Genomic DNA, 14,572 nt, shown 5'->3' with positions numbered 1-14,572 from the left:
ACGTATTCACTCAACACCGCCGGGAACTTTCCTGCCTTTGGCACGAATCAACCAACGTCCAGTCCCGACCTGCCGCAGGAAACATTCAATGATAACCCTCGCCCCCGAAGCCGCTTATCAGCCTGGCACTCACTGGCCGCCTGGCGAAAGCGCCGATAGTGCCACGCCAACGTCCAGCCTTTCGAGAAGTCGACGCAGTGTCGGCGAACCCGGCAAATACTGGCCGCAAAACACGACCCTTACGATCGCCATGTATGAGTATGAAACGGACGATAAATACGTGCTGGCGGTCAAAAAAGCCGCCAGCCATTGGCTGCCCCATATCAACCTGAAGTTTGATTTTGTCTCGGGCGACAGCGGCGATATCCGTATCGCACAGAATCCGCCAGGCGATAACGGCGGCGCGTCATCCGTAGGCACCGATGCGCGGAACATACCGCTTGGGATGCCAACCATGCGCCTGCCCATGGATCACAACGATCCTCGATTCGAATACACCGTCCTGCATGAATTCGGGCACATGCTGGGCGCCCATCACGCCCACCAGCATCCCGACGCCAACATTCCCTGGAACCGTGAAAACATCCACCAGGCCTACCGCCGCAGCCCCAACCCGCATCAGGTACGGGACAACGTCCTGCCGCTGACGCGCAGCAGCGCTTATGACTTGCTGCCTTACGACCCTGACTCGGTCATGCACTATGCGGTCAGCCCGGACCAGACCGATGGCAAGCGGGCGCATATCGAGAACAGGTCACTGAGTGACGGAGACATTGCCTGGGCCAAAAAAGCCTACCCTCAAGCCGCGCCCATGCCCCCCGTGATCCGTCATCCACGCTTTCGTGATGCCGACTTCGACTGCACCGTTTAAGGCGTTGCACACTCAGCGTCGAGGGCACGGGCCGCAGCGACAGCCAATTGCCTACTTCGGCGATCCCAGGTTCGCTTCACTCATATCCAGTTCGCTCAACACTTCCCTCAACACGTCATCCCCAATTCGGTGATGACGGCTCAGGCTATACAACTCCAAGCGCTGCGCGCGCAGGGCCTTGAGCCGCAGTTTTCGCTCCAGTTGGTCCATCTGCAACGCGAGCGCCTGGGCTTCGGCGGAGTCGTTAAAGACATCCAACTGATGCCGGTATTCCGACATCAGTCGCGCCTTCAACTCGGTAGCCAGTGCGGCCTGAGCGGCGTCCGCGGGAGCGCTCTCGGTAGGATCTTCGACCTCAAGCGCATGGATCGCGGCCACGGCGGTCTTTTTCCAAGCCTCGCGCACTTCATTGTGATGTTTTTCATCGGGGCTTTTTTCAATGCCGCGCAGCAGCAGCGGCAACGCAATACACGCAGCAACGAGCGACAGCAGGATCACCCCGGCCGCGATAAAGATCAGCAGGTCGCGCTCCGGGAACGCCTTGCCCGGCGCCAGCAGCAAGGGCACCGACATCACACCGGCCAACGTCACCGCCCCACGCACGCCGCCCACGGTCAACAGCCAGCAGGAGCGCGCCGTCGGCACCAGGGTAAGCTCGCTTTTCCCACGCAGGCGCCGGAGCACACCCGACAGACGCCAGATGCTTTGCACCCAAATGAACCGCAATACCAACAGCACCAGGAAGATCGCGATCACGTCCAGGCAGCGATACAGCAGGGTCGGCCACAGCGTGGTTTCATGACTCGCCACCGCCTTGATAATGTCCGGCAGTTGCAGGCCCAATAGCAGGAAGATCAAGCCATTGAAGGCAAACTCCAGCAGCGACCACACACTGCGATTGAGCAAGCGCGTGCTGGTCTGGCGGGGCAGCAGGTCCAGCCAGCTTTGCATCATGCCCGCCGCCACCGCCGAGAGAATGCCCGATGCGCCCAGGCGTTCGGCCAGAACATAGGCGGCAAACGGCAGCAGCAACATGAACACAACGTGGGTGGCCGGGTCGTCCCAGCCTCGCGCAATCATCCAGACACGCAGGCGCCCCACCAGCCAGCTCAACGCAATCCCAACCGCCAGACCGCCGATGGCCACCAGTACAAAGGTCAGGCTGGCATCCGCCAGGGAAAACACCCCGGTCAAGGCTGCCACCAGGGCGAACTTGAACGTCACCAGGCCCGTGGCATCGTTCATCAAGGCCTCGCCCTGAAGCATATGCATCAAGGGCGTGGGTAAACGGTTCTGGGAAATGGCCGACACCGCCACGGCGTCCGTCGGCGACAATACCGCCGCCAGGGCAAACGCCACCGGCAACGGAATCGAAGGCAATAGCCAATGAATGAAGTAGCCGGCGCCAACCACGGTGAACAGCACCAGCCCTACCGCCAACGTCAGAATCGGCCCGCGCAGGCGCCACAATTCGCGCTTGGGCATGCGCCAGCCATCGGAGAACAGCAGCGGCGGCAGAAACAGAAACAGGAACAACTCCGGGTCCAGCGCGACATGCAGCCCCAGCGTGGGCCAGGCCAGCAAAGCCCCGGCGGCAATCTGCACGAGGGGTAACGGCAGCGGGATGACTCGCCAGACCAGCCGCGAAACGCTGACCAGCATCAGCAGGATAAGAACGGTGTAGGCGGTTTGCATAACGCGGGTTTCCCGGACAATCGACTTGCAACGACACACATCAGGCAACAACTCACCATTGAAGTGCCATATTAGCCGCCTATGCTGCGCGATGGCTTTCGCACAATAGTCGCACAGGGCAATCCACGCTAGAGACGAGCGGCACCCAAAGCCGCTGGTCGTGGCATAATCCCAGACCTTTCATTTTCATTGGTCCAAAGGGGGGCAATTCCTTGACCGTATCAAGCAAAACGTTGCACCTTTTCGGCATCAAAGCCTGCGACACCATGAAAAAAGCCCGCACCTGGCTCGACGAGCACGGCGTGAGCTATGCGTTCCACGACTACAAAACGGCCGGTATCGACCGCGAACACTTGACCCAATGGTGCAACGAGCACGGTTGGCAGGTGGTTTTGAACCGTGCGGGCACCACCTTTCGCAAACTCGAAGACGAACGCAAAGCCGATCTCGATCAGTCGAAAGCCATTGAATTGATGCTCGCACAACCTTCGATGATCAAGCGCCCAGTGCTTGATCTCGGTGACAGAACCCTGATTGGCTTCAAGCCAGACACTTATTCGGCGGCCCTCAAGTAGGCCAGCCATTCCATTTTTGTAGAGGTAACAGCATGTCCAATTCCCTGTTCAGCCTGGGCTTCGGCGTCGGCACTCAGAACCGCCAAGGTGCTTGGCTGGAAGTGTTTTACGCACAACCCTTGCTCCACCCGTCGGCAGAAATCGTCGCAGCCATCGCGCCGATCCTCGGTTACAGCGAAGGCAACCAGGCGATCACGTTCACCGTCGCCCAAGCCCTGCAACTGGCGGACGCACTCAAAGGCGTCGACGCGACCCAAGCGGCCCTGCTGAACCGCCTGGCTGAAAGCCATACCCCGCTGGTCGCCACCCTGCTGGCCGAAGACGCCGCACTGACCTCCACGCCTGAGGCCTACCTCAAGCTGCACCTGCTGTCCCATCGCCTGGTCAAGCCCCACGGCCTGAGCCTGGCCGGTGTGTTCCCGCAATTGCCGAACGTGGCCTGGACCAGCCAGGGCGCGATCGACATCAATGAGCTGGCCGAACGCCAACTGGAAGCGCGCCTGCGTGGCGAGCTGCTGGAAGTGTTCTCGGTGGACAAGTTCCCGAAAATGACCGATTACGTCGTACCCAGCGGCGTGCGTATCGCTGACGCTGCGCGTATCCGCCTGGGCGCCTACGTGGGCGAAGGCACCACCGTGATGCACGAAGGTTTCGTCAACTTCAACGGCGGCACCGAAGGCCCGGGCATGATCGAAGGCCGTGTCTCGGCAGGCGTATTTGTCGGCAAAGGCTCGGACCTGGGCGGCGGTTGCTCCACCATGGGCACCTTGTCGGGTGGCGGCAACATCGTGATCAAAGTCGGCGAAGGTTGCCTGATCGGCGCCAACGCCGGTATCGGTATCCCGCTGGGCGACCGCAACACCGTGGAATCGGGCCTGTACGTCACCGCCGGGACCAAGGTTGCGCTGCTCGACGAGCGCAACCAACTGGTTAAAGTGGTCAAGGCGCGTGAGCTGGCCGGCCAGCCGGACCTGCTGTTCCGCCGTAACTCCGAGACCGGTGCCGTGGAGTGCAAAACCCACAAATCGGCCATCGAACTGAACGAAGCGCTGCACGCTCACAACTAAGCAGCGACTCGATGCCACTAGCGAGCCCCGCACCGGGGCTCGCTTATACGAGTCTTGAACACCATGCTTGTGCCCTCCCCCTGGCGCGTCGACTTTCCGGCCATCGCCACCCTGCAACGGCAAGACCAGACCTATCTGGACAGCGCCGCCACCGCGCAAAAACCCCAAGCCCTGCTGGACGCGATCAGCCATTACTACGCCAATGGCGCCGCCAACGTTCACCGTGCCCAACATTTGCCGGGCGCCCACGCGACCCAGGCCTTCGAGGACAGTCGCAGCAAGGTCGCGCAGTGGTTGAATGCAGGAGACAGCGGGCACATCGTCTTCACTCACGGCGCGACGTCGGCGCTGAACCTCTTGGCCTATGGCCTCGAGCACTTATTCAATGCGGGCGATGAAATTGTCATCAGCGCCCTGGAACATCACGCCAACCTGCTGCCCTGGCAGCAACTGGCCAAACGTCGCGCGCTGGAACTGGTGATCCTGCCCGTTGGCGACGACGGCATGATCGACCTTGAGGCCGCCGCCGCGCTGATCGGCCCGCGCACGCGCCTGCTGGCGGTGAGCCAACTGTCCAACGTGCTGGGCACCTGGCAACCGCTGGAACACCTGCTGACCATGGCCAAGGCCGAGGGCGCGCTGACCGTGGTCGATGGCGCCCAGGGCATCGTCCATGGCCGCCACGACGTACAAGCTCTGGGCTGCGACTTCTACGTATTTTCCAGCCACAAACTCTACGGCCCGGACGGCGTCGGCGTGCTGTATGGCCGCACCCAAGCCCTGCATCAGTTGCGCCACTGGCAGTTCGGCGGCGAAATGGTGCAACAGGCCGATTACCACAACGCCAGCTTCCGCCCCGCGCCGCTGGGGTTCGAGGCCGGCACTCCACCGATTGCCAGCGTGATCGGCCTCGGTGCCAGCCTGGATTACCTCAATTCACTGGATCAACCGGCGGTCATCGCCCACGAAGCTGCGCTGCACGACTACCTGTTGCGCGGGCTGAAAGCGCGCAATGGCGTGCGCGTGCTGGGCGCGCCGCAGGTGGCGTTGGTCAGTTTCGTGGTGGAAGGCGTGCATAACGCCGATCTTGCGCACTTGCTGACCGAGCAGGGCATTGCCGTGCGCGCCGGCCATCATTGCGCAATGCCGCTGCTCAAGGCGATGCACTTGTCGGGGGCGATTCGCGTATCCCTGGCGCTGTACAACGACTCCGATGATCTGGAGCGATTCTTTGAAGCGCTGGACCAGGCACTGGATATGCTGCGATGAGCCTGCCGGTCGAGGCCGTCAGCGCGCTTGAGTCGTTTCAGGCGGTGGGCAGTTGGGAGCAACGCGCGCGCCTGCTGATGCAATGGGGCGAGCGGCTGCCGCCACTGGCGGACGAAGACAAGGTCGAGGCCAATCTGGTGCAGGGCTGCGAGAGCCTGGTGTGGCTGGTCGGGCGTTTCTCCGACGGCCATTGGCAGTTCGCCGCCAGCAGCGAAGCCCGCATGATCCGCGGGCTGGTGGCGTTGCTGCTGGCGCGGGTCAACGGGCTGTCGGCCGCCGAGTTGCAGGCGGTCGACTTGCCCGACTGGTTCAATCAACTGGGGCTGTCGCGCCAGTTGTCGCCGTCGCGCAGCAATGGCCTGAATGCGGTCTTGCAACGTATGCGAGTGCTGAGTTCACAGCACTCATGAGTGAAGTGGTTATTGGTCGGCGAGGGGGTCAAAAAAGACTTTCCCTGCAATGCCATGATCGAGGTTCATGCGATAGACATTCAGGCGCTCTTCATCCGTCAGCGCCTGTTGCTTGAGTTTTCCGTAACTGATTGACCGCCGAGCAAAGGGCTTGAGGTGCCCACGAGAGAATTGATACCCCGCATTGCGCGCCAGTACGTTGGCGTAATGAAAGTGTGCGACCCACAACACTGCGCCACTGCTGGCCTCCCTGACCTCAAAATAGCGAAGCAGCTCACCGCCGCGCAGTTGCTCCGGGCGCAGTCCCAGTTTGACCTCTTCGACTTCAATCACCCCGGCATCGAAAAGCAGTAGCAACCCCTCGGACGAGGGGGGCCGCGCCAACGCCATCGCGTTACGCCTGCGCACCGCCTCGCCAATAAAATGTCCAACTTGAGCCTCCAATCGTCGCATCGTTTCTTGAGCCGACGCATAGTCTTCAGGGTGCCGTTCGAGCATGCCGGGGGCTGCCATCGCCTCAACCAACACCTCACGCTGCCTGTGCATTTTTTGCACATATCGCAGCATATCCATACGCAACTCCAGAGGTGATACCTGGGAAAAGAGCGCCATGCGAGCCGCCTCTTGCAACTTATCAGGCGCCAGGCTGACTAACCGAACCGCCTCGGCATTGGCGCCAATCAAAAGGCCATAAGCGCTCTTCGTGACTGGCCCCGTCTCGCGAGCGGCGATCTGTGACCAGTCGCCCTGAGGGTCGTCCAAAAACCGCTTAAATGACATCACCACGCGATGGTCGAAGGGTTCAAGCAGGTCGGCATACTCAAGTTCGATAGACTCGCCTTCGGCGGCATTGCGTCGCTTCCCGATCAACAATCCCCGCAAACGGGTGGCAAGCATCACCGTGGTACTCAGCGGTCGTCCACCATTCCCCGCCACGGTTCCAGCCGCATCGAAATCACCATAGTGTTCGAGCAACTGCTCCTCCACACGCGCCTTCAACGACCGGACAAACGCATGGTAGCTATCCAGCGCCTTACGATTGATATAACTGGGCAACGCATTCAGTTGATAGGTGAGTTTGTAGTCGGCCACGACCAATCCGTCAAAAGCGCCATTCAACACACGCAGCTCTTGCTCCAAGGTGAAGCGGTGCGATGAAAATAGCTCGACACAGGTCATCAGCCTGAGACTGGCCAACTGATTCACCTCATTGATGAGGTCGAACGCCACATGGTTGATCCGCACGTCACCGGGTTCAAAACACTGCAACGCTAGCGTGCGTAATTGAAGCTCTCGCCACTTGAACGACATGCGCCTGCCCGCCCAGTCGCTGGAGGTCAGGCCCTGCATGGTGGTGTCGCCGATTCGCCCCTGCGCCTGCATGTGCTCAAGCGTCTGCTCGGCGTCTGAACACAGAGCAATGGCCTTGGTTTGCAGCTCCGAATACTGCGGTAACCGCTTTGAGAGCGTGGCGAACAGCTTGACGTCCCCCACAACAGCGGGCAGTTGCATGACGTCAAATACCTTCGCTTCAAACACATCCTGCTGGAGCAGGATTCTGCGCTTGCTGCTCAGCAACTCCACCTGATTACGCCAGGCCAGCACCTTGCCGGCGGAAAACCGATTATGCAGGTCGCTGAAGCCCTTGATGACCTGAAGGCGACGGCGCGCTTTCAAAAACTCCAGCAACTTCCCCGACCGCCAGGCGGCCGTCTCCATCCGAGCCAACTGCTCGACGATCAATTGTTCCTGGGCGGCGAAATCGCCCTCCCCGCCGCTCAACGCCTTGATAAGGCTATCGTCGGATAACTGTTCATCCGTAAATTCCTGAAACAGTTTGAGATACTCCGCCTCCAGCGCTGTACGGCGCAGCGCGTCTTGTGCAAGTTGCTCGGCACGTTGTGAATAGCGACGCATCAAGGTGTTCTCTGGCGGCTGATCCTCCGGCAAGAAGGACCATCCCCCTACGCCATCACTGATCAGCTCCGGTCCTTTTCGAAAGGGATGTTCGGTATCCACTGCCAGCACCCGCGAACCCGAGTCCTCCACGGCATACCAGTCTTCAACGACCTGCGCATACAAACCAGCGTCGTTGCGATAAAGCCCTCGGGTACGACCGGCGTCAATGCGGCGAACATTGAGGGGACGACTGATGCGAAACAACTCGATCTCAGCCTGACGAATCGCCGACAGACGTCGGTACAAACCGTCCCACGGTTGCTCCAAAACCGGTTGCTCGCGCACCAGCGAGGAGGTCGACTGCACGGTATCCAACTGCGTGGTATTGCTGGAAGAATGACTCTGTGTGCCGCCACCCAGCAGGCTGTCACCTTCTTCGTGCCAGGAAAACTCGATCTCCCGTTCATCACCGATGAGGCCTTGCGCCTGATCCAACAAGGTGTCCAGTTGTACCACCTGCCCCACTTTGCGCAATGCGTTGCCAGCGTTAAGCAGGAGCATTGCGATATTCATCAACAGATCAGCCACGCCCAGCATTTTATCCGGCGTATCACCCTGCTCGATCCCCTGAAGGTCCTGTACCGCCAGCCAAGCCGGCGCCAGCCAGCGGAGCACCTGGCCCGCCGGCCCGCCGACCAGTGGCAGCAGCGCGCTCAAACTCATGCCGCCCTTGAGCTTGACCCATGTCCAGAACGCTTGCAGGTTGGAGACTGATTGCTGATCGGCCAAGGTCAACAGTGCATCGACAGTGCTTTGGTAGAGAAACTCCAGGTAGTCACCGGTCACGACACGATCATCTATCAGCGCCGATGAGGGGCTCCAGAGCGACTGGGCAAAATCGATCACGTTCAGCACTGAAATATGCGGTGCCCTGAACCCCTGGCGCGTGTAGCGCGTGCGCGCCGACTCGCTCATCCAGGCCAGCACGTCGTATTGCAACCGACCGGGGTCGGCGATCGCATCGAACAAGGCGGTCAGGCTGCTGAACTCAATCAGCTTGACCGACGCCATGGGTCGAAACAGCACCAATGAGCCTGCTGAAATGTCCTGCGGACCAATCAGAAACATATTCAGCACGACATCCGGCGTCGCACCTGCACGCAGCTTGAACGCCAGCGGCCTGAGCACGATGACCTGACCGTCCACCGAACGCTGCGCAACGTCAGCCTTAAATACACAGGCGACGTACTCGAAAGCACGCTGCGAAAACGCGCCGGGATACCGCAGACTGTTTTCCAGCGCGAGCATGGGCAGTTGCAACCGCACCTGTTCGACGAACCGGGCCTTGCGCCACGCCACTTGAGTGGCATCGTCCCTAAGCTGCTGCGAGACAAGCTCGGGGTAGGTCTTGCCGACGTTGACCGCGTAAATCAGGTCACGCACGACCTCATACGTCAACCATGTCGCGTCGACACCCTGATCTGCCGAAATACTGGCCAGTTCAGCATCAACCGCAGTAAGGCTGCGCAGGGACAGCTCGGTCAAGGTCTGGGTACTTTCGGTGTAACCCCAAGGCACTTTCCAGAACAGGCCAATAGTGGGCAGATCCTGGGTCAGATTGAGCTTGAGCGTCACCTTGATCAGGTCCGGGTCCAGGACCGGTTTGGTCGGATAGTCCCTGGCCATTTGCGCCATGAGGGCCTGGCGGGCAAATCGACGAATATCCGGGATGTCTTCGTCAAAGGGTTTCCAGCGAGGCGCCTGCAGGCTTTTGGCCAGGTCCTGCAACAACTGACTCATCACCTGCTGGCGATCAGGGTCCGCCATTACCAACCAGGCGGGCAAAGCCTGGCGCAATTTGGCCAGCGAGGTATTGCCTCGGATCGTGACGCTGTCAAAGTCGACGGTCGCCACTTTCAGTGCCCGCTCCAACACATACCCCGGCCGCTCGAACTGTTGTGCTTGGGGTGCCGCGTCCTGGATATCGCGCAGTTGCTTGGCAAGAAAAGTCAGACTGAAGCTTTCGAAAATGTTGCCGCCGGGTTCGTATAACCGCCACTGCATGCGTTGCTGCGGTGCCAGCGCACTGAACAGCGATAACAATTGCGCCCCTAACTCAGGGTACGAAGCAAAAACCTTTATGCCCCCTGAGAGGGTGAACAAAATAAGGGTGTCACCCGTTTCCATTCGCTCGTACAAAACAATCCCGCGCAACATTTCCAGAGTCTCAGAACCACTGACTCCCCACTGATCGACGATATACGCCTTCACACCGTGGGATAAGGCACGCAAGACGTTATCCGGAATCAACACGACTTGGCGGATCATCTCCAACTGTCGGGAGGTCAATGCGGTTGAGTGAACGGCGGTGGAGAGTAATGTCTGCTTGAGCTGGCCGGCCAACCAGCGAAAACGACTGAGGCCGTTGTCGTGAGGCCGCATCCAGTAACTGACCAGCGCTTCCTGATACGCATTGATCAACTGAGGCCCCCACTGATTGACTGCCCACTCCAAATCCTGGTGGTTGACGGCCAAGGGCACGGCGGGTGAGCCGGGGGGGCTGTTGGTGAGTATCTGCCCCTGGGAGTAATCCACGGAGTGCCCCGTGACAAAGCGCTCGATCAACGCATCGACCAGCGTTGACCGATCAAATCCCACCGCAGTGAAACCATCTGCGGTGTAGCGATAAACCGGTTCCAGCAGCAGCGGCTTGGCGGGCGTGATCGGCAACCAACCGTAACGCTGGGCAAGGGCACGCTGCAATACATGGGCAGCGACCTCCTCCAGGGAGGGGCGCGAGCTGAAGTGCTCCCTGAGCATCTGCGCCAACGGGAGCGAGGGCGTGGCGGGGGCCACTGGGTGAGAAACGGTCATCGGGCTTCCTTACCATGGACAATGAGCGCCCGGACAAAGGATGCCCTGGCGGCCTATATTGTTCATGGGGCTAGGATTGCCCGGCGGTAACTGTGTGTCGTGTGCCCGAAGGCCGCGCTATAAAGCCTTGACCCGCTCCGAAGGCCGGCGCACCCCGGCGACGATCTTGTCCACCGCCTTGGTCGCCGCCACCATGCCGAAGGTAGCCGTCACCATCATCACCGCGCCAAACCCGCCGGCGCAGTCCAGTTTCACGCCGTCGCCGACAAAACTCTTCTGCAAACAGATGCTGCCGTCCGGCTTCGGGTAGCGCAGTTGCTCGGTGGAAAACACGCACGGCACGCTGTAATGACGGGTCACCGTGCGCGAGAAGCCATAGTCACGGCGCAGGGTGGAGCGCACTTTCGAGGCGAGCGGGTCGTTGAAGGTGCGGTTCAGGTCGCAGACCTGGATCAACGTCGGGTCGATCTGCCCGCCGGCGCCGCCGGTGGTGATGATCTGGATCTTGCGGCGCTTGCACCAGGCGATCAGTGCCGCCTTGGCGTTGACGGCGTCGATGCAGTCGATCACGCAGTCAATGTTGGGGGTGATGTACTCGGCCATGGTGTCGCGGGTGACGAAGTCCGCCACCGCATGCACCGTGCAATCCGGGTTGATGCCGCGCAGGCGCTCAGCCATCACGTCGACCTTGGGTTTGCCCACGGTGCTGTCCAGGGCATGCAACTGGCGGTTGCTGTTGCTGACGCAAACATCATCCAAATCAAACAGCGAGATCTCGCCCACCCCACAACGGGCGATGGCTTCCGCCGCCCATGAGCCTACGCCGCCGACACCGACGATTGCCACATGGGCCGCTTTCAAGCGTTCCAGGCCTTCAATGCCATACAAACGGGCGACGCCTGCAAACCGCGGATCTTCTGTACTCATGACCATTACCCCAAAAACCGGCGCGCATTATGGACTACGTAGCCATAAGTTCGAAGCTGCAAGCTGCAAGTTAAGAACTTAGTTGAACATTCGCGGACTAACGTCCGGCTTTTCTCAGTCCGCTGTACGCTCAGGGAAGGGCCAGTGTAGGATGCGCGCCGTTCGGTGTAGGCCGACACCTCTTTTCGTTCCACACCTTTTGGAACCCGAAATCACCATGTCATCGCGTAAATTTGGACTCAACCTGGTGGTGGTGCTGGCAATTGCCGCACTGTTCACCGGCTTCTGGGCGCTGATCAACCGCCCGGTCACCACCCCCAACTGGCCTGAACAGATCTCCGGTTTTTCTTACTCGCCGTTTCAGCAAGGCCAGTACCCACAGAAAGACCAGTACCCGACCGACGACCAGATGCGTCAGGATCTTGCGATCATGAGCAAGCTGACGGACAACATCCGTACCTACTCGGTCGACGGCACCCTGGGGGATATCCCCAAGCTGGCGGAAGAGTTCGGCCTGCGCGTCACCCTGGGGATCTGGATCAGCCCGGACCTGGAACGCAACGAACGCGAGATCCAGCGCGCCATCGAGATCGCCAACAGCTCGCGCAGTGTCGTGCGCGTGGTGGTCGGCAACGAAGCGCTGTTCCGTAAAGAGATCACCCCCGAAGCACTGATCGTGTTGCTGGATCGCGTGCGCGCCGCCGTCAAGGTGCCGGTGACCACTTCCGAGCAGTGGCACATCTGGGAGCACAACCCGCAGTTGGCCAAGCACGTCGACCTGATCGCCGCGCACATCCTGCCGTACTGGGAACATATTCCGGTGGCCCAGGCGGGCCAATTCGTACTCGACCGTGCACGGGATCTGAAGAAGGCCTTCCCGAAAAAGCCGCTGCTGCTGTCGGAAGTCGGCTGGCCGAGCAACGGCCGCATGCGTGGCGGTGCTGATGCGTCCCCCGCCGACCAGGCAATTTACCTGCGCACGCTGGTCAACAAGCTGAACCGCCAGGGCTTCAACTACTTCGTGATCGAGGCCTTTGACCAACCGTGGAAAGCCAGCGACGAAGGCTCCGTCGGTGCTTACTGGGGCGTGTACAACGCCGCACGCCAGCAAAAATTCAACTTCGAAGGGCCGGTGGTCGCGATCCCGCAATGGCGCGTGCTGGCCATCGGCTCGGTGGTGCTTGCACTGCTGTCGTTGACCCTGCTGATGATCGACGGCTCGGCCCTGCGTCAACGCGGCCGCACCTTCCTGACCTTTATCGCGTTCCTATGCGGTTCGGTGCTGGTGTGGATCGGCTACGACTACAGCCAGCAATACAGCACCTGGTTCAGCCTGACGGTGGGTTTCCTCCTGGCACTCGGCGCCCTGGGCGTGTTTATCGTGCTGCTGACCGAAGCCCATGAACTGGCGGAAGCGGTCTGGACCCACAAGCGTCGGCGTGAATTCCTGCCGGTCGTGGGAGACTCGGACTACCGTCCGAAAGTATCGATCCATGTGCCGTGCTACAACGAGCCGCCAGAGATGGTCAAACAGACCCTCGATGCCCTGGCCGCCCTCGACTATCCGGACTACGAAGTCCTGATCATCGACAACAACACCAAGGACCCAGCGGTGTGGGAACCGGTGCGCGACTACTGCGCAACCCTGGGCCCGCGCTTCAAGTTCTTCCACGTTTCGCCCCTGGCCGGTTTCAAGGGCGGCGCGCTGAACTACCTGATCCCGCACACCGCCAAGGATGCCGAAGTGATCGCGGTGATCGACTCGGACTACTGCGTGTCGCCGAACTGGCTCAAGCACATGGTGCCGCACTTCGCCGACCCGAAAATCGCCGTGGTGCAGTCGCCGCAGGATTACCGCGACCAGAACGAAAGCACCTTCAAGAAGCTCTGCTACGCCGAATACAAAGGCTTCTTCCATATCGGCATGGTCACCCGCAACGACCGCGACGCGATCATCCAGCACGGCACTATGACCATGACCCGTCGCTCGGTGCTCGAAGAGCTGGGCTGGGCCGACTGGTGCATCTGCGAAGACGCCGAACTTGGCCTGCGTGTGTTCGAGAAAGGCCTGTCGGCCGCGTATTACCACGACAGCTACGGCAAGGGCCTGATGCCCGACACCTTCATCGACTTCAAGAAACAGCGTTTCCGCTGGGCCTACGGCGCGATCCAGATCATCAAGCGTCACACCGCCAGCCTGTTGCGCGGCAAGGACACCGAGCTGACCCGTGGCCAGCGCTACCACTTCCTCGCGGGCTGGTTGCCGTGGGTGGCGGATGGCATGAACATCTTCTTTACCGTCGGCGCGCTGTTGTGGTCGGCGGCGATGATCATCGTGCCGACCCGCGTCGACCCGCCGCTGCTGATTTTCGCGATCCCGCCGTTGGCGTTGTTCGTGTTCAAGGTGGGTAAGATCATCTTCCTGTACCGCCGCGCCGTGGGGGTAAACCTCAAGGACGCGTTCTGTGCGGCCCTGGCCGGGTTGGCGTTGTCGCACACCATCGCCAAAGCGGTGCTGTATGGCTTCTTCACCACCAGTATTCCGTTCTTTCGTACACCGAAAAACGCGGATAACCACGGCTTCTGGGTAGCGATTTCCGAAGCCCGCGAAGAGATGTTCATCATGCTGCTGTTGTGGGGCGCTGCGCTGGGCATCTACCTGGTGCAGGGCCTGCCGAGCGCCGACATGCGCTTCTGGGTGGTGATGCTGCTGGTGCAATCGCTGCCGTATGTGGCGGCGTTGATCATGGCGTTCCTGTCGTCGCTGCCCAAACCGGCGCCGAAGGCAGAGCCTGCAACCGCCGTGTAAAAACTTGCGCAATGCACTAAACGGCGGCCTCTGGCCGCCGTTTTGCTATAAGATAACGGCCGTTTTGTAAGCCTTGCACATATCACTGTAGGAGCGAGCTTGCTCGCGAAAAACGCAAGAGCACCGCGTTCATTCAAGATGTTCGCGTGATCGTTGACGATTTTCGCGAGCAAGCT

General features: G+C 60.5%; 9 protein-coding genes and 1 pseudogene. 6 read left to right on the top strand and 4 right to left on the bottom strand.

Annotation, left to right across the window (positions count from 1 at the left end):
• The first annotated feature begins 88 nt into the window (after positions 1-88).
• Complete coding sequence (locus tag U5A08_RS06490; protein ID WP_321850841.1) at positions 89-871, top strand: M12 family metallopeptidase; 783 nt, start codon at positions 89-91, stop codon at positions 869-871.
• Between the two features lie 51 nt (positions 872-922).
• On the opposite strand, the gene U5A08_RS06485 is transcribed toward U5A08_RS06490, so the two are convergent.
• Positions 923-2,566 (bottom strand): Na+/H+ antiporter, encoded by a 1,644-nt coding sequence (locus U5A08_RS06485; RefSeq protein ID WP_253393759.1) that lies wholly within the window; start codon positions 2,564-2,566, stop codon positions 923-925.
• A 212-nt stretch (positions 2,567-2,778) separates the two neighbouring features.
• On the opposite strand from U5A08_RS06485, the gene U5A08_RS06480 reads away from it, so the two are divergent.
• From U5A08_RS06480 to U5A08_RS06465, 4 genes are all read left to right on the top strand, one after another.
• Positions 2,779-3,141 carry an ArsC family reductase gene (locus U5A08_RS06480; RefSeq protein ID WP_276196841.1) on the top strand — a complete coding sequence of 121 codons (363 nt, stop codon included), beginning with the start codon at positions 2,779-2,781 and terminating at the stop codon, positions 3,139-3,141.
• Between the two features lie 32 nt (positions 3,142-3,173).
• Positions 3,174-4,208, top strand: coding sequence for a 2,3,4,5-tetrahydropyridine-2,6-dicarboxylate N-succinyltransferase (gene dapD / locus U5A08_RS06475; RefSeq protein ID WP_247399528.1), 1,035 nt, complete (start codon positions 3,174-3,176; stop codon positions 4,206-4,208).
• A gap of 63 nt (positions 4,209-4,271) precedes the next feature.
• Positions 4,272-5,477: an aminotransferase class V-fold PLP-dependent enzyme gene (locus U5A08_RS06470; RefSeq protein ID WP_321850837.1), complete on the top strand. Its 1,206-nt coding sequence runs from the start codon at positions 4,272-4,274 to the stop codon at positions 5,475-5,477.
• A complete protein-coding gene (locus U5A08_RS06465) occupies positions 5,474-5,887 on the top strand; it encodes a SufE family protein (RefSeq protein WP_321850835.1) in 414 nt (137 codons plus the stop codon). Before U5A08_RS06470 ends, U5A08_RS06465 begins: the two co-directional genes overlap by 4 nt.
• A gap of 9 nt (positions 5,888-5,896) precedes the next feature.
• Here U5A08_RS06465 and U5A08_RS06460 read toward each other — a convergent pair whose 3' ends face one another.
• Together U5A08_RS06460 and tcdA are read right to left on the bottom strand one after the other, a co-directional pair.
• Positions 5,897-10,660, bottom strand: a complete 4,764-nt coding sequence (locus U5A08_RS06460) for a dermonecrotic toxin domain-containing protein (RefSeq protein ID WP_321850833.1) — start codon at positions 10,658-10,660, stop codon at positions 5,897-5,899.
• A gap of 117 nt (positions 10,661-10,777) precedes the next feature.
• Entirely contained in the window at positions 10,778-11,587 is an 810-nt protein-coding gene (gene tcdA, locus U5A08_RS06455; protein WP_373423730.1) for a tRNA cyclic N6-threonylcarbamoyladenosine(37) synthase TcdA, read from the bottom strand.
• A 217-nt stretch (positions 11,588-11,804) separates the two neighbouring features.
• Here tcdA and U5A08_RS06450 point away from each other — a divergent pair, with 217 nt between their 5' ends.
• Positions 11,805-14,396, top strand: a complete 2,592-nt coding sequence (locus U5A08_RS06450; RefSeq protein ID WP_321850830.1) for a glycosyltransferase — start codon at positions 11,805-11,807, stop codon at positions 14,394-14,396.
• 68 nt (positions 14,397-14,464) lie between these two features.
• Here U5A08_RS06450 and U5A08_RS06445 read toward each other — a convergent pair.
• Positions 14,465-14,569, bottom strand: a pseudogene (locus U5A08_RS06445) (outer membrane lipoprotein carrier protein LolA); the annotation flags it as partial.
• Between the last annotated feature and the right edge of the window lie 3 nt (positions 14,570-14,572).

Source organism: Pseudomonas paraveronii (assembly GCF_963681955.1).
Classification (GTDB): domain Bacteria; phylum Pseudomonadota; class Gammaproteobacteria; order Pseudomonadales; family Pseudomonadaceae; genus Aquipseudomonas; species Aquipseudomonas paraveronii.
The sequence above is the reverse complement of the archived record's forward strand: the minus strand, read 5'-3'. Positions and strand labels throughout refer to the sequence as shown.

Excerpts from the sequence above, each read along its gene's own strand:
- U5A08_RS06450 (WP_321850830.1), top strand. The coding sequence starts at position 11,805 with ATGTCATCGCGTAAATTTGGACTCAACCTGGTGGTGGTGCTGGCAATT.
- U5A08_RS06465 (WP_321850835.1), top strand. The coding sequence starts at position 5,474 with ATGAGCCTGCCGGTCGAGGCCGTCAGCGCGCTTGAGTCGTTTCAGGCG.
- U5A08_RS06460 (WP_321850833.1), bottom strand. The coding sequence starts at position 10,660 with ATGACCGTTTCTCACCCAGTGGCCCCCGCCACGCCCTCGCTCCCGTTG.
- tcdA (WP_373423730.1), bottom strand. The coding sequence starts at position 11,587 with ATGAGTACAGAAGATCCGCGGTTTGCAGGCGTCGCCCGTTTGTATGGC.
- U5A08_RS06490 (WP_321850841.1), top strand. The coding sequence starts at position 89 with ATGATAACCCTCGCCCCCGAAGCCGCTTATCAGCCTGGCACTCACTGG.
- dapD (WP_247399528.1), top strand. The coding sequence starts at position 3,174 with ATGTCCAATTCCCTGTTCAGCCTGGGCTTCGGCGTCGGCACTCAGAAC.
- U5A08_RS06485 (WP_253393759.1), bottom strand. The coding sequence starts at position 2,566 with ATGCAAACCGCCTACACCGTTCTTATCCTGCTGATGCTGGTCAGCGTT.
- U5A08_RS06470 (WP_321850837.1), top strand. The coding sequence starts at position 4,272 with ATGCTTGTGCCCTCCCCCTGGCGCGTCGACTTTCCGGCCATCGCCACC.